This window comes from Oryzobacter terrae, assembly GCF_042756445.1.
Lineage (GTDB): Bacteria > Actinomycetota > Actinomycetes > Actinomycetales > Dermatophilaceae > Oryzobacter > Oryzobacter terrae.
The window spans coordinates 788226-806051 of record NZ_CP170578.1; the positions used below are offsets into that span (position 1 = coordinate 788226).

12 protein-coding genes are annotated in these 17826 nt (G+C 75.4%); 5 read left to right on the forward strand and 7 right to left on the reverse strand.

Features of this window, described 5'->3' with window-relative positions; all coding sequences use genetic code 11:
• Window positions 1–53: 53 nt before the first annotated feature.
• Window positions 54–4040 carry a type VII secretion protein EccCa gene (eccCa, locus tag ACFWN3_RS03770; protein WP_377643575.1) on the reverse strand — a complete coding sequence of 1329 codons (3987 nt, stop codon included), beginning with the start codon at window positions 4038–4040 and terminating at the stop codon, window positions 54–56.
• A gap of 110 nt (window positions 4041–4150) precedes the next feature.
• On the opposite strand from eccCa, the gene ACFWN3_RS03775 reads away from it, so the two are divergent.
• A complete protein-coding gene (locus ACFWN3_RS03775) occupies window positions 4151–5743 on the forward strand; it encodes a hypothetical protein (RefSeq protein WP_377643577.1) in 1593 nt (530 codons plus the stop codon).
• A 56-nt stretch (window positions 5744–5799) separates the two neighbouring features.
• On the opposite strand, the gene ACFWN3_RS03780 is transcribed toward ACFWN3_RS03775, so the two are convergent.
• The 5 genes from ACFWN3_RS03780 to ACFWN3_RS03800 form a co-directional block, all read right to left on the reverse strand.
• The gene (locus tag ACFWN3_RS03780) at window positions 5800–7275 is read right to left on the reverse strand and encodes a WXG100 family type VII secretion target (RefSeq protein ID WP_377643579.1); all 1476 of its coding nucleotides are present in this window, start codon (window positions 7273–7275) and stop codon (window positions 5800–5802) included.
• Between the two features lie 2 nt (window positions 7276–7277).
• A complete protein-coding gene (locus tag ACFWN3_RS03785) occupies window positions 7278–8816 on the reverse strand; it encodes a S8 family serine peptidase (protein ID WP_377643582.1) in 1539 nt (512 codons plus the stop codon).
• 5 nt (window positions 8817–8821) lie between these two features.
• Complete coding sequence (locus ACFWN3_RS03790) at window positions 8822–9427, reverse strand: hypothetical protein (protein WP_377643584.1); 606 nt, start codon at window positions 9425–9427, stop codon at window positions 8822–8824.
• A gap of 131 nt (window positions 9428–9558) precedes the next feature.
• Window positions 9559–9849, reverse strand: coding sequence for a WXG100 family type VII secretion target (locus tag ACFWN3_RS03795; protein WP_377643586.1), 291 nt, complete (start codon window positions 9847–9849; stop codon window positions 9559–9561).
• A gap of 17 nt (window positions 9850–9866) precedes the next feature.
• A complete protein-coding gene (locus tag ACFWN3_RS03800; RefSeq protein WP_377643587.1) occupies window positions 9867–10181 on the reverse strand; it encodes a WXG100 family type VII secretion target in 315 nt (104 codons plus the stop codon).
• Between the two features lie 253 nt (window positions 10182–10434).
• On the opposite strand from ACFWN3_RS03800, the gene ACFWN3_RS03805 reads away from it, so the two are divergent.
• Genes ACFWN3_RS03805 through valS form a run of 4 tightly spaced genes read left to right on the forward strand, consistent with a single transcriptional unit; the run spans window position 10435 to window position 17061 of the window.
• Complete coding sequence (locus ACFWN3_RS03805) at window positions 10435–11766, forward strand: EsaB/YukD family protein (protein ID WP_377643589.1); 1332 nt, start codon at window positions 10435–10437, stop codon at window positions 11764–11766.
• Between the two features lie 3 nt (window positions 11767–11769).
• A complete protein-coding gene (gene eccB, locus ACFWN3_RS03810; RefSeq protein ID WP_377643591.1) occupies window positions 11770–13107 on the forward strand; it encodes a type VII secretion protein EccB in 1338 nt (445 codons plus the stop codon).
• Window positions 13104–14375, forward strand: a complete 1272-nt coding sequence (locus ACFWN3_RS03815; RefSeq protein WP_377643593.1) for a S8 family serine peptidase — start codon at window positions 13104–13106, stop codon at window positions 14373–14375. Before eccB ends, ACFWN3_RS03815 begins: the two co-directional genes overlap by 4 nt.
• A gap of 43 nt (window positions 14376–14418) precedes the next feature.
• Window positions 14419–17061: a valine--tRNA ligase gene (gene valS / locus ACFWN3_RS03820; protein WP_377643595.1), complete on the forward strand. Its 2643-nt coding sequence runs from the start codon at window positions 14419–14421 to the stop codon at window positions 17059–17061.
• Between the two features lie 45 nt (window positions 17062–17106).
• On the opposite strand, the gene ACFWN3_RS03825 is transcribed toward valS, so the two are convergent.
• Entirely contained in the window at window positions 17107–17778 is a 672-nt protein-coding gene (locus ACFWN3_RS03825; RefSeq protein ID WP_377643597.1) for a hypothetical protein, read from the reverse strand.
• Window positions 17779–17826: the final 48 nt, after the last annotated feature.

The window sequence follows — 17826 nt, forward strand, 5'->3', positions numbered from 1 at the left end:
CGAGCGCCGCCCCTCTCGCGTCCGACGGCACAGGAGCGCGGGACCGGGAGGCGTCAGCCGAGGCGAGGGGGCTGCCAGCCGAGCTGGAGCACCTGGTCGCCGAGCTCGCGCGAGATGATCCGGGCCCGGCCGGGAGGCTGCACCGACGGCTTGGCCCGCCCGATGAGCATGCCCTCGTCGGGGTTGCCCGACAGGAGGATGCCCGGCGAGCCGAGGTCGCGGATCGACTGGAGGACCGGCTCGAACAGCGCCCGCGAGGCGCCGCCCATCCGCCGGGTGAGGACGACGTGCAGCCCCACGTCGCCCGCCTGGGCAAGGAGCGGGACGAGCGGGCGCAGCGGGCTGCCGGCCGAGGTGACGACGAGGTCGTAGTCGTCGACGAGGAAGAAGACCTGGGCCCCCTGCCACCACGAGCGGGCGCGCAGCTGCTCGGGCGTGACGTCGGGGCCGGGGAGGCGGGTGCGGAGGAACTCGGTGATCCCCTCGACCGCGCCGGCGGCCTGGTCCTCGGTCGTGAGGTACTCGCCGACGTGCTCGTCGGGCAGCTCCCCGAGCAGCGCGCGGCGGTAGTCGACGACGAACAGCTTGGCCTGGTCGGGGGTGTGGAGGCGGGCGACCTCGTGGGCGTACCCGCGCAGGAACGCCGACTTGCCGCTGTCGGCGTCGCCGAGGAGGTAGGCGTGCGGCTCCTCGGCGAGGTCGAGCCCGATGGGCGCGAGGTTGCTCTCGTCGACACCGAGGATGAGTCGCTTCTCGTCGGGGCCGGTCATCTCGCGGATGGCCTCGAAGGTGATCTGCGCCGGGAGCAGGCGCAGCTTCGGGCCGCGCGGGCCGGTCCACGCGGCGTTGACCTTCGTCACGAGGTCCTCGACACCGTCGCCGAGGTCGTCGACGCTCCCGCGGTCGTCGACGCGCGGGATGCCCGAGAGGAAGTGGTGCTTGGTCATCGTCAGGCCGCGTCCGGGGCGCCCCTTGGGGACGTTGGTCGCGACGCGGCGGTCGACCTCGGAGTCGCTCGGGTCGCCGAGGCGCAGCTCGACGCGGGTGCCGAGGACGTCGCGGATCTGGTTGCGGAAGTCCATCCAGCGCGAGGTCGTCACGACGACGTGGACGCCGAAGGTGAGCCCGCGCCCGGCGAGCTCCATGATCGACTGCTCGAGGTCGTCGAACTCCTGGCGCAGGGTCAGCCAGCCGTCGACGACGAGGAACACGTCGCCGTAGCCGTCGTCGACGAGGCCGTTGGCCCGGCGGCTGCGGTAGGTCTCGATGGAGTCGATGCCGTTCGCCCGGAAGTACGACTCGCGGGCGTCGACGATGCCGCGGATCTCGGAGACGAGGCGGCGCACGACCTCGGGCTCGCTGCGGTTCGCGACCCCGGCGACGTGGGCGAGCTTGCTGAAGGGCGTGAACGTGCCGCCACCGAAGTCGAGGACGTAGAACTGCGACTCGAGCGGGGTCGTCGTCAGCGCGATCGCCGAGACGATGGTGCGGGCCATCGTGCTGCGACCGGTGCGCGGCCCGCCGACGACCGCGACGTGCCCGGCCGCCCCGCCGAGCCGGAGGACGAACAGCTCGCGGCGCTGCTCGAGGGGCCGGTCGACGATGCCGACGGGGAAGACGTAGCTGCCGCGCTCGCGCCAGCGCCGGCTGACGAGTCCGAGCGCGGGGTCGGGTGCGAGGTCGCCGAGGAGCTGGTCCATCGAGTTGGGGACGTCGAGCGGCGGGAGCCAGACCTGGTGCGCGGGACGGCCCTTGCCGACCATCCGGGACACGGCGATGTCGAAGACGGCGCGCGTCTCCTCGGGCTCGCTCGTGGGTCCCTGCGGGAGCTCCTCGCTCGTGCGCCCCCGCCCGGCGGCGACCGGGGCGAGGGTGAACGGCATGATCTCGGCGGCACTGCCGGCCGGGCCGTCGACCTCGGTGACCCTGCGGCGGCGGCCCTTCGGCGGTCCGGACACGTAGGCGGCCTTGAACTTCAGCAGCGTCGTCTGGTCGGGCTTGAGGTAGCCCAGCCCGGGGACGGGCGGCAGCTCGTAGGCGTCGGGGACGCCGATGACGGTGCGCGACTCCCCCGCCGAGAAGGTCCGCAGGCCGATCCGGTACGACAGGTGCGACTCGAGGCCGCGCAGGCGCCCTTCCTCCAGGCGCTGCGAGGACAGCAGGAGGTGCATCGACAGCGAGCGGCCGAGGCGGCCGATGGCGACGAAGAGGTCGGCGAACTCGGGCTTGGCCGAGAGCAGCTCGGAGAACTCGTCGGCGACGATGAGCAGCGCCGGCAGCGGCTCGAGGTCGGCGCCCTGGGCGCGGGCCCGCTCGTAGTCGGTGACGTTCGAGAAGTTGCCGGCCGAGCGCAGCAGCTCCTGGCGGCGGGTCATCTCGCCCTGGAGCGCGTCCTGCATGCGCTCGACGAGGGTGAGCTCCTGGCCGAGGTTGGTGATGACGGCCGAGACGTGCGGCATCTCGGCCATGCCCGCGAACGTCGCGCCGCCCTTGAAGTCGACGAGGACGAAGTTGAGCGCCTCCGGCGAGTGGGTCATCGCGAGCGCGAGGACGAGGGTGCGCAGGAGCTCGGACTTGCCCGAGCCGGTCGCGCCGATGACGAGTCCGTGCGGCCCCATGCCCTGCTGCGCCGACTCCTTGATGTCGAGGGAGACGACCGCTCCGGTCTCGTCGACGCCGATGGGGACGCGGAGCCGGTCGCGCTGCAGCCGCGGGCGCCACGCGGTGTCGGCCTCGAAGTCGCGGACGTCACCGGTGCCGAGGAGGTCGACGAGCTCGGTGGAGGTCGACAGGGCGTCGCGCGCCTCCGGCTCGTCGGCCGTGTAGCGCGGGGCGAGGCGACGGGCCGCGGCCTCGGCGCGGACCGTGGACAGCTGGTCGGCGACGCCGTGGGCGGTGCCGCGGGCGAGGGTGATGATCTCGAGCGGGTGGGTGCCGGCGCGCGGGCCCTTCTCGACCTCGGCCCCGACCGCGAGGCGCAGGGTCGAGGTCGAGGTCAGCTCGCCCCACTGCTCGGGCAGGTCGAGGACGGTGACGCCGAGGACGCCGTCGCCGGTGACGACGGGGTTGCCCGGAGGGACGTCGCCGCCGTCGACGACGAGGAGGACGTGCGGCAGCGAGGGGGTGTCGCTCGGCCCGAACCGGGGCCGCTCGACGAGGTCCTGGGGCAGCAGCGGCAGGAGGTCGTGGACCGACTCGCCGACGAGGCGGACCGGACCGACGGCGTCGCGCTCGCGGGTGGACAGCGCGTGCGGGAGCCACTTGAGCCACTCCCACTCGGACCGGGCCTCGCGCGAGACGAGCGCGGCGATGACGAGGTCCTCGGGCGGGTGCTGCATCGCGGCCGACAGGACAAGCGAACGGGCGAGGGCGCGCGCCGGGTCGGCGTCGCCCGTCACCTCGACGTGCGCGAAGGCCCGCAGCGCGACCGACGCGGGCAGCCCCGGCTGGACCTGGTGGGTGGAGAGGAGGCGGTGCAGCGCGGAGGCCGCGACGGGGTCGAGCTGGGCGAGCGGCGCGGTCTCGGGCGGCTCGAGGGTCAGGCACAGCGGCTGGGCCGTCGTCCCCATCCGAACCTGGAGGAAGTCGGCGTCGGAGGGCGAGCGCTCCCAGACACGGGTGCCCTCGGCCGCGATGGCGGGCAGGGCGGCGGGGTCGGGGTAGTCCCAGAGGGCGGCCTCGCGCTGGCGGCCGGCGGCGTCGCGGATGGTGCCGCGCACCTCGGCGAGGTACGCGAGGTACTCGCGCCGGGCGGCGAGGACCGTCCCGGTGTGCTGCTGGCGCTGGCGGACCCCGCTCGCGGCCACGAAGCCCAGCGAGGCGAGGAGGAACATGCCCGCGGTGAACCAGGCGCGGGGCCCCTGCTGCGACATCGCGACGAAGCCGATGGAGCCCAGCGAGCCGAGCATGGGGACGGCCTGGAGGAGCATCCCGCTCGCCCCGTCGGAGGGGGTGATCTCGGGGGGTGGCTGCAGCTCGATCCGCCCCGTCGGCACCCGAGGGGCCTCCTCGCGGGCACCGCGTCGCGCGGCCACCGTCATCTCGGTCCCCTCCCCGTTCCCACACGTCGATCGGCTCCACCGTACCTGTGGCTATTGTTCATGGCGGACGCTGCCCGGTCAGGCACTCGAGCACCCGGGGGGGAGGATTCGTGGCGGAGCCGAACCACCAGCTGACGCTCGTCGCCGACGAGCGCAGCTACGACCTCGTCGTGCCCGTCGGGACGCGCGTCACCGACGTGCTCTCGGTCCTCGGCATCTCCTCGAGCGCCAGCCCGAGCTCGGTCGCCACGGCGGCCGGCCACGTCTACGGGCCCCACGACCGACTCGGCGACGACCTCCCGATGGGCGCGGTCCTCACCGTCGTGCGGACGACGACGCACCAGGTCACGCGCGACGTCGTGAGCATCGACCGCTCCTCGTCGGCACCCGGTGGCCGCGGGGACGCCGCCGGAGGCCGCCGCACCCGTCCCGCGTGGGCCGGCGGTGGCCGGACCGCGACCGCCGAACCGGTGGCGCCCGTCGTCGTCGACGACTCCACGCGCCGTCGCGACGAGATCGACGACGCCACGGTGAGCCGCGCCTCGCTGCGGGCCGCCTCCGGCTCGCGCCCCGTCCGCGCCCGCTCCGGACGGTCGGCCGCCCCGCGCCAGGACACCACGGGCGCGGTGCTCGTCGTGGGTGTCGGCCTGCTCTGCCTCGTGGGGGCGGTCCTCACCATCCTCGTTCCGCCCACGGCCGGCTCCGGGGTCCTCGCGTCCTCCCCCACCCGCTGGGGCAGCGCCCTGCTGCTGCTCGCGAGCGCCGTGCTCGTCACGCTCGCCGTCCCCCGCGAGCGCGCGGGCTCGGCCGCGGTCCGCCTCGTCGGCGCCCCGGCGCTCGCGGCCGCCGCGGGCCTGCTCGCTCCCCTGGAGGAGACGCCCCAGGGGACGCAGGTCAGTGGCGCCCTCGCGTGCGCGCTCGGCGTCGTCGTCCTCGCGCTGGGCTCGGCGGGGGCGCCCGACGCCGACCGCGGCGAGCGCACGGCGATGGCCTGCCTCGGCGGCCTGGGCGTCGTCCTCGCGGCGGGGGTCCTCCTCGACTGGTCCCCCGTCGCCTCGGCCGCGCTCGTCGTCGGGCTGGCCCCGGTCGTGGTCCGGGCGCTGCCGAGCACGAGCCTGACCGTCGACCCCACCCAGCTCATCGACACCGACCGGCTCTCCACGACGATCTGGGCGGTGCGCGAGCGGCACGCCGGACGGCGTCGACGCGTCACGTCCCTCGACGTCCGCGAGCGCGTCGCCGCGGCTCGCGCGGTCGTGTCGGTCGGCACGGGGTACGCCGCGGTGGGTGCGGCCCTCGGCGGCTGGGTCGTCGCGCTCGGTGAGCCGTTGTCCTCGGTGGCGCCGTGGTCGGCGTGGGTCCTGCCGGCCGTGGCGGCCGTCGCCCTCGGGTACCAGGCGCGCACGGTGCGCGACCGGGTCGCCCGCTTCGCCATGCTCGGTGGCGCCGCGTCGCTCACCGTCGCCGCGGCCGTGGCGGTCGTCGCCGCGCACCCGGGCTGGGTCGTGTGGCTCGTCGCCGTGACCGTCGCCGTGGCCGGGCTCACCGTCGTCGGCGCCATCGCGCTCGTGGGCGGCTACCACTCCACGCGGATGTCGCGGCTCGCCGACCGGGTCGAGTCGCTGGCCGTCGTGCTCGTCCTGCCCTTCGGCGTCGTCGCCGCCGGGGGCATCGAGGCGCTGCGGCGCCTCACCTCCGGCTGACCGGCCCTGCACGCACGACCGCCCGGGGGCGGCTGCCCCCGGGCGGGTCGTCGGGCTCACTCCCAGACCGGTGGGGTCGCGTCGTCGGCCCCCTCGAACCAGGTCTCCTCGTCCTCCTGCGTCAGGTGGTCGACCTCCTGGCCCTCACGCTCGTCCTTGCGCCTACCGCCACGGCTGCCCGCGGTCCCGGTGGCTCCGGCGACTCCGCCACGTCCACCCTTCTCGCCGAGCTGGGGCACGCCGTACCGGCCGGTGCGGCCACCACCGCGGGTCCCGGCACCGCCGCGCGCGCCCGTGCCGCGGCCGGCGGCACCCTGGCCCCCGCCCCCGGCGACGACGCTGGTGCGACCCGTGCCGCCCGCGCCCGAACCACCGCGTCCGGCGGGACCGCCGGTGCCGCGCGACGCGGCACCACCGGTGCTGCCGACGCCGACGACACCCGGGCGCCCGGCCCCGGCCGTCGCGCCGGGACGCCCCGCCCCGGCCGTGGCGCCGGGACGCCCGCCGCCGAGCCCGGGACCCGCGCCGCCACCCCGTCCGAACAGGGCCGCGGCACCACCACCGGCGACCATGCCGCCCATGCCCATCGCCGCGCCGACGCCGCCGATGCCGCCACCCGTGGGGGCGCCGGACGGGGTCGTCGTGCCGGTCCCCGTCGGGAGGCCGTTGCCGGGGGTCAGGCCGCCGGTCTCGGTCGGGGCGTCGACCGAGACCTCGGGAAGGCCGCTGCAGATCTCGTCGTCGGGGTTGCCGGTGGTCGGCGGAACCCAGATGGTCGGGGTGGGCTCGTCGTCGCCGCCGTCGCCGGTGGGCGGCAGGTCGTCCCACGTGGGGTTCGGCGGGGTGTAGCCACCGCCGCCGCCGCCGCTCGTCCCCCCGGGGTGACCCCCGGGCCCACCCGGGCCCGAGGGGTAGTTCCCGTCGGAGACCGGGGACTCGGCCGGCTCGACGGGCAGCTTCTTGGCCGCCGTCTCCATCCGGGTGTCGTACGCCTGCATCACCGACTGCGCCTCGGACTCGCGCTGGGCGCGGGCCGCGGACACCGCCTGGTCGTACGCCGCGGTGTCGAGCGTCTTCGGCACGGGCGGGCCGACCGGCGGCGGCGGGGGTCCGGTCATGTAGCCGGCCTGGTCGATGTCGGTGTCGACCGTGCGCACCCGGGTGACGTAGGCGGTGCGGGCGTCGGTGACGGCGTCGCTCGCCGCGGTGAGCCCGGCCTCGATGTTCGTGATGTCCTCGGCGTGCCGGTCGAGGTTGGTGGCGAGCTTGCCGAGGCTGTCGTACGCGGCCTCCGCGGCCGTGCCGCTCCACGCCTCGCCGCCGTCGGGCGCCCGGCGCAGCTCGCGGACGACCTGGCGCACGCTGGAGGCGAGCTCGGTCAGCTCCTCGGCCGTCGTCTTCCACTGGCTCGCCGTGTACGACACGATCCCGGTCTGGAAGTCGTAGATCTCGTACAGGGCCCGCTCGGTCGGACCCGCGTCCGCGGGCAGGGGCGGGAACCCCGTTCCTCCGCCGTCGTGGTGCACAGCCATGGTCACTCCTCCCCGTCGGCGCGGGGACCGGGGGCCCGGCCCGCGCTGGTGGTCAGTCGGTGGTGGTCGGGGTCTCCCCCGAGGGCCGCCCGGCGGCGTCGCTCCCTCAGGGCGAGGGCGGCGCCGGCGGCCGCTGCGGCCGCGGTGAGGGCCGCCAGTGCGAGGAACACCGGAGGCGAGCTCGCGACGCCGGCCGTGGGCGCCGGGGTGGCGGCGGCCGACGCCGAGGGGCGGCCCGACGGGCTCGGGCTCGCGGCTCCCGACGGGCTCGCCGGGGCCGACGTCGCCGCCGTCGCCGCCGTGACGTCGGCGTAGGCCGGCTCCAGGCCCGCGATGTCGCGGGCCATCGGGTTGGTGTCGGGCAGCGTCGCGGGGTCGGTGGCGACCGCGTCGGCCGGCGCGAAGATGCCCCAGCCGTAGGCGCGGTTGGGCTCGGTCACCCGCGGCAGGTCCGAGCCCTCGCGGCGGAACCACGTCTCGACCCCGGCCGCGCTCCTGCGCAGGCCGACCGAGGCCCTGGCGGCCTGGAGCACCTGGTTGGCCGTGGCGTCGGGGTGGGCCGACCACATCGCGGCGAGCCCGCCGCTGACGAGTGCCGTGGCGTTCGACGAGCCGTCGGCGAGGACGTCGCTGCGCCAGCGGCCGTCCTCGACCCCGAGGGCGTTGACCGCCTTGCCCGGCGCGGTGAAGCCGATGCCCGCGTCGTCCTTGACCGACTGGGAGTACACCCGCCCCTTCTGGTCGACCGGGTTGACGACGACGACCCCGTTGCCGAGCGCCGGCCACATGACGCCGCGCCCGGCGTTGTCGGTCCCGGCGACGACGATCGCCCCCGCCCGGTAGGCCTCGAGGAGCGCCGGACCGTACGCGGCGTCGTAGTCGCTGACGAGCGAGAGGTTGATGATGTCGGCACCGTCGGCGACCGCGGAGCGGATCGAGGCGACGACGCCCTTGGCGAGCTCGTCGTAGCCGGGTCCGGAGATGCCGCAGGCGAGGTCGCCCTCCCGGTCGGGGTTCGGGTAGCTCACCGCGTAGTGGAGGAGCGTGGCGTCGGGCGCGATGCCCCGGATGCCGGTGCCGCCCGGCCCGCTCCCCCTGCCCGTGCCGGCGATGATCGCGGCCATCGTCGTGCCGTGCTCGGCCTCACGGCCCGAGCTGCGCGGCGACATCGTGCCGCCGCCGTCGGCGAGGCACGGGCTGCTCGAGCGCGCGACCTTCCCGGCGATCTCGGGGACGTCGGGGTCGATGGGGGTGTCGACGACGGCGACGGTGATGCCCTTGCCGGTGCCCTTGCGCTGGAGCTCGTCGACGCCCATCGCGTCCCACCACCAGCCGCCCGGCCCGAAGCCGTCGGCGGCGAGGGCCGTGGCGGCAGCCGGCGCGGTGGCCGGCGCCGGGAGTGCCCGGGCCGGCGTCGCGACACCCGGCACGGCGACGACCGGCACGACGGCAGCGGCGAGGAGGCCGGGGGCCAGGCGGCGCGACCAGGGCCGCGCCGCGCGACGGCGCCGCGGGTCCCGGGTGGGCGGACGGGTGGACATCGGGGTCAGGCCACCCCGTGGGGGCCGGGCACGGGTCCGCCGGTGGGTCCGGTGGCCATCGTCGGGGAGGGACCCGACGCCGGACCGCCGGAGTCGGGCACCGGGCCGCCCGAGTCGGGTGCCGGGTCGGTGCCCATGTCGGGCGACGGGCCGGTCCCGGCGGGTGCGGAGGCGTCGTCGGCCTCGAGGCCCGCGAGCGTCGTCGCGCCCTCCTGGCTCTCCTCGGACTCGCGCGCCTCCTCCTGGCGCTGCTGGCTCTCGAACCCCGAGGGGTCGGTCCAGCGCGCGAGCAGGGTGACGAAGGCGGCGCCGGCGTTCTCGTCGCGGCTGCGCATCTCCTCCGCGGCGGTCGCGAGGTTCTGGGCGGCCGTCACGAGGTCGGCCTGGGCGCCGCGCAGGGTCGCCGTGTACTCGGTGAGCGCGGCGGCGTAGACGGCGGCGAACTTCTGCGCGCCGGGGGTCCCCCCGAACGTCGCCTTCTCGGCGAGCGAGTTGTTCGCGCGCGACACCTGCTCGTGCGCCTTCTCGCGCCACTGCTGCTCGTGGTCCTTGCCCAGGATCGACAGCACCGAGGGGTACTGGATCGGACGCGGGTCGTCAGGGGCTCCCATGGCGTCTCCCTCCCTAGCTCTTCTCGTGGCCGCGCGTCGGCCGCCGTGGCGGCCCGCGCGACGCCGTTCGTGCCGGCACCCGGTCCCGGGTGCCGGCACGCCGACGTGGTGGTGCGGTGGTGCGGTGGGGGTCAGCCCCACATGTTCGTGTTGCGCAGCTCGCCGGCGAGGTAGTCCTCCTTGGAGCGGATGACCGCCTGGCGGACGTCCTCGAGGAGGAGCTTGCAGTCCTCGATCTGCTGGTCCCAGTCGCGCTGCGCCTGCGAGTACGCCTGGCGCGCCGAACCGTCCCACTGCTCGACGTAGGGGCGCAGGTCGCTCTTCATGGTCTCGAGACGCTGCTCGAGGTTGGTCAGTCCGGTCTTCATGTCGCCGACCAGGCTGTCGATGCCGGCCCCGCCGACCTTGATGCCGTCAGTCATGATGGTCTCCCTCCCGCTCACTTGCCGAGCATGCTGTTGTACTTGGACAGGTTCGACGAGGCCGCCGAGTCGTCGGCGTCGTACTGACGCTGCGAGCCCGTGAGGTTGGCCTCGAAGGTGTCGAGGACGTCGACGATGTCCTGCGTCTGGACCTTCCAGGCCTCGCTGACCTGGTCGAAGCTGCGCGCGCCCTGGCCCTGCCAGTGCGCCTTCACCTGCTCCATCTGGCCGCGCAGGCCGGTGATCTGCTGGCGCAGCTCGGCGCGGGCGGTGCTGACGATGTCGGCACTCTTCTTGACGACGCCTTCACCGGCGCTGAACGAGTCACCCATGGTCAATCCTTCCGTGAGGCGACGTCGGCTGTCGTCGTCGCGTGTGTCTGTGCTTTCCCCTGACCGGAGGTCTCTCTCCCGACCCGGATCCGGCCCTCCCGTGGTCTCGCAGGAATGACCCTACGGTGTGTTCCTGCGCTGACCAATGGGGAGAACTCCCCGGCGGGTCCCCGTCTATGCTCGTCTCGCCGCAGGGTCGCCGGGGACGACCCGGCACTGCGCAGCCCGTACCGCCGGAGGGGAGATTCCAGTCGTGAGCCAGGTCAGCACCGCCGCGTCGCTCGTCAGGGTGTCGGTGTCGTCCGGCACCCGCCGGGCCGACCTCGGCGTGCCCGGCGGCATCCCCGTCGTCGAGCTCGTCCCCGAGCTCGCGCGCGAGCTGGGCGTCCTCGACCCCGCCAACGCCTCCCACGGCTACCGGCTCGTCGTGCGCGGCGGCGTCCTCCTCGACCCCGACCGCAGCCTCGCCGCCCAGGGCGTCATCGACGGCACCGTCCTGTCGCTCGAGACCGTCGACGTCACGACCGACAAGGTCTACGACGACGTCGTCGAGGCCGTGGCCGACGTCGTCGAGACGCAGTTCGCCCCGTGGACCGCCCGGCACAGTGCGGGCACCGCCGTCGGGGCGGCCACCGTCTTCCTCCTCTGCGCCGCCTGGGCCCTGTTCACCGCCCGCGACTCCGGGGCGCTCGTCGCCGCGGTGGCCGCCGCCGTCTCGCTCCTCCTCGTCGCCACGGCCGCGGTGCTCCACGCGCGCACCCGCTCGGCCGGCAGCGTCGCCCTCGCGACGACCGCCCTCGTCCACGCGGCCGTCGCCGGGACGGCCGTCAAGCCGTCGGCGCCGCTGTGGGGTGAAGGGCTCATCTACTCGGGCGCCGCGGTGGCCGTCGTCGGCGCGCTCGCCGCGCTCGCGCTCGGCCGCCACCGCCTCGCCCTCGCGGCGGGCGCGGTCGTCGGCGCGGCGATGGTCGTCATCGGCGCCGTGTCCACGGTGGGCGAGGTCTCCATCGCCACGGTCTCGACGGTCGTCTTCGTCGTCGCCGTCGTCGTCGGCAACGTCCTGCCGTGGCTCGGCATCTCGACGAGCCGCCTGTCCTCGCACGCCCCGCGCACCGAGGCCGAGATCGCGGCCGACGCTCCCGAGGTCGACCGCGGCGCGGTCCGCGCCCAGGTCGCACGCGGCCACGAGGTGATGGTCGGCGTCGCGCTCGCGTCCGGCGGGGTCACGATCCTCACCACGCCCCAGCTCGTCGCGGCGGGCCTGTGGGGTGCCCTGCTCGTCGTCGCCGGTCACGTCGCGACCCTGCTGCGCACGCGGCACAGCCGCACCCGGACCTCGGTCCTGCTCGCGATGGCCTCGGGCATCCTCGGTCTCGCCGTCGCCGCGGTCGCCGCGGCCCAGCTCCACCCCGGGTGGCGCCCGGGCCTCGCCGTCGTCCTCGGGGCCGGGGCCGCGGTCGTCGTCACCGTCGCCGTCCTCGCCCCGCGCACCCGGGTCGGCCTGGGGCGGGCCGCCGACACCGTCGACGGCGTCGTCCTCGTCGCCCTGCTGCCCCTGGCCGCCGCCACCATCGGGGTGCTCTGACCCGTGGCGACCAAGAAGGACCTCGTCGACGCGCAGTCGTTCAGCCGCCGGCGGCTCACCACCGCCTTCGTCAGCGGCGCCCCGGGCGGCCGTGAGGTCGAGCCGCACCGGCCGCTGCGGGCCGTCGCGGGCGGGCTGGCGCTCACCGCCGTCCTCGTCCTGGGCTCGATGGCGTTCGGCTGGCTGCGCTCCTCGCTGCCCGACGGGTGGGAGAACAACCGGCTCATCATCGCCGAGGACAGCGGCGCGCGGTACGTGTCGATCAAGGAGGTCCTGCACCCCGTCGTCAACACGACGAGCGCCCGCCTCCTCATCCCCTCCGCCGAGTTCAAGGTGCTCGCCGTCCCCGACGAGGAGCTCTCCTCGATCGACCGGGGCCCGACCCTCGGCATCCTCGGCGCGCCCGACTCGCTGACGCCGGCGGCCTCCCTGGTCAACTCCGGCTGGGTCTCCTGCCTCGAGGAGGGCGAGCTCGTCTCGACCGCCATCGGCAGGCGGCGGGCCGTGACGCCCTCGGCCGACGGCGCGGTCGTCGTCCGCAACGGGGAGCGGACCTTCGTCGTCGCCGACGGCCGTCGCTACCCCGTCGCGGCGCGCGACGTGTCGTCGGTGACGGTCGCCCTGCGCCTCGACGGTCGGCCCGCGATCGTCGCGCCCTCGTCGTGGCTCAACCTCTTCCCCGAGGGCCCGGCCCTCGGTCCGCTGACGATCGACGACCTCGGGAGGTCCGCCCCGGGCCTTCCCGCCGGGGCGACGGTCGGGTCGGTCCTCGCGCTCGAGGGCGACGCCGAGGGCCGGCGCTACCTCGTGCTGCCGAGCGGCGACCTCGAGCCGCTGCCCGAGCTCGCCACCGAGATGTACCGGCTCGGCTCCGGGGCCTCCGGTCGCGAGGTGCCCGTCCAGGCCGCGCAGATCCGCCAGCTCGAGGTGCGCCCCCAGCAGTTCGCGCCCACCGAGTGGCCGTCCGAGATCCCCACGGCGATCCCCGACATCCCCTGCGCGACGCTGACGACCGCCCCGGGGGTGCAGCCCGAGGTGAGCCTCGGCTCGCGCGCCGAGGCCGTCCCCGACGCCGAGCGCGGCCGCACCGTCGTCGACACCGGCGACGGCGCGCTCGTCCGGGCCGTCTCGGGGCAGGTCCTCAACCGCGGGACGGTGCTGGCCGTCGACCAGACCGCCACCGCCTACGCCCTCGAGGCCGCCGACGACGAGCTGCTCGCCCGCCTCGGCTACGCCCCGTCCGACGTCGCTCCGGTGCCGCAGGCGTGGACCGAGCTGCTGCGCCCCGGCGCCGTCCTCGGTGCCGCCGCCGCGCGGACCGTGGTCTCCGGCGGGTCATGACGCCGCTCGTCCGGGCCAGTGGGGCAGCGCGCCGCGCCGCCGCGACCGTCCTCGCCGCCGGGGTCGTCGTGGGGCCGACGGTCCTCGCGGTGCCCGCGTCGGCGGCATCCGCCGGCGCGGGCACCGCGGCCGTGCCGGTGGGCGTCCGCGCCGCCGCGGAGAAGTGCGAGGAGGGAGTCACCCGCTACCTGCCCGCGACGCCCGCGGCGCTGACCCGGCTCGGCGCGAACCGCGCGTGGCAGCTGGCCACCGGGCGCGGCATCATCGTCGCCGTCGTCGACTCCGGTGTGTCACAGCGCAACCGGCACTTCCCCGACAGTGCCCTCGTCGGCGGTCGGTCGTACGTGGGGGGCTCGCCCCGCACCGACGAGCGGACCCACGGGACGTCCGTGGCCGGCGTCATCGCGGCCCGGCCCGTCGAGCGGTCGGGAGTCGTCGGCCTCGCCCGAGACGCCCTCATCCTGCCCGTCAAGGTCGTCCCCGACGAGCAGCGCGAGGAGGACGGCGAAGTCGCCGTCGCCGACCTCGCCAAGGGCATCGCGTACGCCGCCGACCAGGGCGCCACGATCATCAACGTCTCGCTGAGCACCACCGCCGACGACCCCCGACTGCGCGACGCCGTCCGGCACGCCACCGAGCGCGGTGCCCTCGTCGTCGCCTCGGCCGGGAACCGGCGCACCGCCGAGGACCCCGCCGACGGTCCGCGCTACCCCGCGGCCTACCCCCAGGTGGTCGCGGTCTCCGCCGCCGGCCCCGACGACCGGGTCACCGACGACTCGGTCCACGGCTCGCACGTCGACCTCGTCGCACCCGGCCGCGACGTCCTCACCTCGTGGGGCGCCTGGGGCGACTGCTACCTCAGCCAGGAGGGGTCCTCGACGAGCTTCGCCACCGCCTACGTCAGCGCCGCCGCCGCCCTTCTCGCCCAGCGCTTCCCGTCGGCCGGCCCCGCGGGGTGGAAGTACCGCCTCGAGGCCACCGCCGCCCGCGACCGTCGCGACGCCCGGGACGACCGCGCCGGGTGGGGCATGGTGCAGCCGGTCGAGGCCCTGACCGCGGTCCTCGACGACCGGGTGGCCGGGCCGGTCGGGCCCGGCGCGAAGCCGCGCCCCACCGAGACCCCGGGCACCGAGCGGATCGCCGTCGGTGCCGCCGCCGACCCGCTCGTCGGCGACCGCCGACAGGTCGTCTGGGTCGCCGTCGCGGCCGGCACCGCCGTCCTCGGCCTGGCCCTGGTGCGCCTCGTCCGGCGCCGCCCCACCGCCTGAACCCGGGTGAGGACGGCCGCGCCCGTCTGGGAGGATGTCGCCCATGACCGAGCCCCTCTCCCTGTCCCACGCTGCCTCCGTCCCGGACCGGCCGTCGCTCGACGGCCTCGAGGACAAGTGGGGCGCGGTATGGCAGGAGCAGGGCACCTACGCCTTCGACCGTGAGGCTGCCCTGTCGGGCCCGCGCTCGGCCGTGTTCTCCGTCGACACCCCGCCGCCCACCGCGAGCGGGTCGCTGCACATGGGCCACGTCTTCAGCTACACCCACACCGACTGCATCGCCCGGTACAAGCGGATGGCCGGCTTCAACGTCTTCTACCCGATCGGGTGGGACGACAACGGCCTGCCCACCGAGAAGCGGGTGCAGAACTACTACGGCGTGCGCGGCGACGCCTCGCTCCACCACGACCCCGACTTCGTGCCGCCGTTCCGCGGCGACGCGAAGAGCACGAAGTCGGCCGACGAGCTGCCGATCTCGCGGCAGAACTTCATCGAGCTGTGCGACGAGCTGACCGTCAAGGACGAGGAGGCCTTCGAGTCCCTCTTCCGCCGGATCGGCCACAGCTACGACTGGTCGATCACCTACCGCACCATCGACGACCACTCGCGAGCCACGGCGCAGCAGGCGTTCCTGCGCAACCTCGAGCGCGGGGAGGCCTACCAGGCCGAGGCACCGGGCCTGTGGGACGTCACCTTCCAGACCGCTGTCGCCCAGGCCGAGCTCGAGGCCCGCGACTACCCCGGGCACTACCACCGGGTGGCCTTCCACCGCTCCGACGGTGGCGGCCCGGTCCACATCGAGACCACGCGCCCCGAGCTCATCCCCAGCTGCGTCGCCCTCATCGCCCACCCCGACGACGAGCGCTACCAGCCCCTGTTCGGGCAGACCGTCACGACACCGCTGTTCGGCGTCGAGGTGCCCGTGCTCGCCCACCCCGCCGCCGAGATGGACAAGGGCGCCGGCATCGCCATGTGCTGCACCTTCGGCGACCTCACCGACGTCCTCTGGTGGCGTGAGCTGCGCCTGCCCACCCGCTCGGTGGTCACCCGCAGCGGGCGCCTCCAGACCGAGGTGCCCGAGTGGCTCACCGGCACCGCCGGGGAGGCGCTGTACGCCGACGGACTGGCCGGGAAGACCGCGTTCGGCGCCCGCGAGGCCGTCGTCGGCGCGCTGCGCGAGTCGGGCGACCTCGAGGGCGAGCCGACCCCCACGAAGCGGATGGCGAACTTCTACGAGCGCGGCGAGAAGCCCCTCGAGATCGTCACCTCGCGCCAGTGGTACATCCGCAACGGGGGCCGCGACGCCGAGCTCAACGCCGAGCTCGTCGCGCGCGGCGAGCAGATCGACTTCCACCCCGCGTTCATGCGCTCGCGGTACGCCAACTGGGTGTCGGGCCTCAACGGTGACTGGCTCGTCTCGCGCCAGCGGTTCTTCGGCGTGCCGATCCCGGTCTGGTACCCCGTCGACGCCGACGGCGAGCCGGTGTACGACAGCCCGATCGTGCCCGCAGAGGCCGACCTGCCCGTCGACCCCGCGGCCAACCCGCCCGCCGGCTACACCGAGGACCAGCGCGGCGCCGCCGGCGGCTTCGTCGGCGACCCCGACATCTTCGACACGTGGGCGACCTCCTCGCTCTCGCCGCAGATCGCCGGAGGATGGCGCCGCCACGACGGCGAACCGGGCTCGGACCCGTTGTGGGACAAGGTGTTCCCCTTCGACGTCCGCCCGCAGGGCCACGACATCATCCGCACCTGGCTCTTCTCCACCGTGGTGCGCGCGCACTGGGAGCACGGCTCCGTGCCGTGGACGAACGCCGCCATCAGCGGCTGGATCCTCGACCCCGACCGCAAGAAGATGAGCAAGTCGCGCGGCAACGTCGTGACCCCCGAGGACCTCCTCAAGGAGCACTCGGCCGACGCCGTGCGCTACTGGGCCGCGAGCGGCCGCCTCGGCACCGACGCCGCCTACGACACGGGGCAGATCAAGGTCGGCCGGCGCCTGGCCATCAAGGTCCTCAACGCGAGCAAGTTCGCGCTGTCCTTCGGAGACGTCGAGGGCGAGGACCTCGCGGCGCACGTCACCGAGCCGCTCGACCTCGCGCTCCTCGCGGGGCTTCGGGACGTCGTGGGGCGGGCCACCGCCGGCTTCGAGGCGTGGGACTTCACCCGCGCCCTCGAGGTCACCGAGCAGTGGTTCTGGGCGTTCTGCGACGACTACCTCGAGCTCGTCAAGGACCGCGCGTACGGCGGCCACGGCGAGGCCGGCGCCGCGAGCGCGCGCGCCACGCTGCGGATCGCGCTCGACGTCGTCCTGCGGCTCCTCGCCCCGGTGCTGCCGTACGTCACCGAGGAGGTCTGGTCGTGGACCCATGACGGCTCCGTGCACCGCGCCGCCTGGCCGACCGTCGACGAGGTGCCCGCCGGGGGCGACGCCGCCGTGCTGGCGTCGGTCGGTGCCGCCCTGGCGGTCGTGCGCAAGGCGAAGTCGGAGGCCAAGGTCGGCATGCGCGCCGAGGTCCCGACGATGACGCTCGTCGGGCCCGAGGCGGCGCTCGACCACGTCCGCTGCGCCGAGGCCGACCTGCGGGCCGCGGGCAAGCTCACCGGCACGCTCGACTACGCCGTGGGCGACGAGGTGGCGGCGCGCGACGTCGAGCTCGTCGCCGTCGCGAAGCCCACCGCCTGAAGCCCCACCTCCCCACCGTCCCCGCGCGCTGAGGACGGGCCTCGGTCAGGCGGGGGCGGGACCGAGGTCGGTGGCGTACGCCGCCACCCGCACGGGGCGCAGGCCGACGGGGCGCACGGCGACCCACGGGACGTCCCAGCCGCTCAGCCCCAGCCGGCGCTCGACGACGGTGTCGCGGCGCAGGTGGTCGACCCGGCCGGTGCCGGGGTCGTAGACGTCGAGCATCCGGTCGCCGTCGCCGGGCAGCACGAGGACGACGTGGCGCGGGAGCAGCGCGTTGCCGACGTAGAGCAGCGCGGGCTCGCCGTCGGCGACGACGTCGACGAGGGTGTCGAAGGCGGCGACGAGCTCGTCCTCGTCGTCGGGTCGCAGGACGTCGAGCGTGTACGAGGTGCCCCGGCGCGACGCCCCCCGCTCGAGCTCGCGCATCGCTCCCCAGGGCGGCGTGCCGAGCCGGCGGGGCCACGGCAGGATCGGGCGCTGGCCGGGCGCGAAGAGGCTGTTGGTCCGTCGCATGACGACGCGCTCGTACGCGGCGAAGCGCTCGGCCTGGGTGCTCCCGGACGGGGACCCGGGCAGCCGCGGTGACCCGGTGCGCACCCACGACGCGAACGTGGGGTCGACGAGCATCCGGGCGACGGTGAGGCACGCCGAGCCGCACGTCACCGGGGACTGCTGCAGCGGACCGGTGTCCCCGGCGCGGAGTCGGTAGGCCATGACCACGCCTCCATCGTCACCGCCCCGACCCCCCACCGCCAGCACCCC

What these genes read in the sequence shown, in the direction of transcription:
- ACFWN3_RS03795 (WP_377643586.1), bottom strand. Translation starts at nt 9,849, where the DNA reads ATGACTGACGGCATCAAGGTCGGCGGGGCCGGCATCGACAGCCTGGTC.
- ACFWN3_RS03815 (WP_377643593.1), top strand. Translation starts at nt 13,104, where the DNA reads ATGACGCCGCTCGTCCGGGCCAGTGGGGCAGCGCGCCGCGCCGCCGCG.
- ACFWN3_RS03785 (WP_377643582.1), bottom strand. Translation starts at nt 8,816, where the DNA reads ATGTCCACCCGTCCGCCCACCCGGGACCCGCGGCGCCGTCGCGCGGCG.
- ACFWN3_RS03825 (WP_377643597.1), bottom strand. Translation starts at nt 17,778, where the DNA reads ATGGCCTACCGACTCCGCGCCGGGGACACCGGTCCGCTGCAGCAGTCC.
- ACFWN3_RS03790 (WP_377643584.1), bottom strand. Translation starts at nt 9,427, where the DNA reads ATGGGAGCCCCTGACGACCCGCGTCCGATCCAGTACCCCTCGGTGCTG.
- eccCa (WP_377643575.1), bottom strand. Translation starts at nt 4,040, where the DNA reads ATGACGGTGGCCGCGCGACGCGGTGCCCGCGAGGAGGCCCCTCGGGTG.
- ACFWN3_RS03780 (WP_377643579.1), bottom strand. Translation starts at nt 7,275, where the DNA reads ATGGCTGTGCACCACGACGGCGGAGGAACGGGGTTCCCGCCCCTGCCC.
- ACFWN3_RS03800 (WP_377643587.1), bottom strand. Translation starts at nt 10,181, where the DNA reads ATGGGTGACTCGTTCAGCGCCGGTGAAGGCGTCGTCAAGAAGAGTGCC.
- valS (WP_377643595.1), top strand. Translation starts at nt 14,419, where the DNA reads ATGACCGAGCCCCTCTCCCTGTCCCACGCTGCCTCCGTCCCGGACCGG.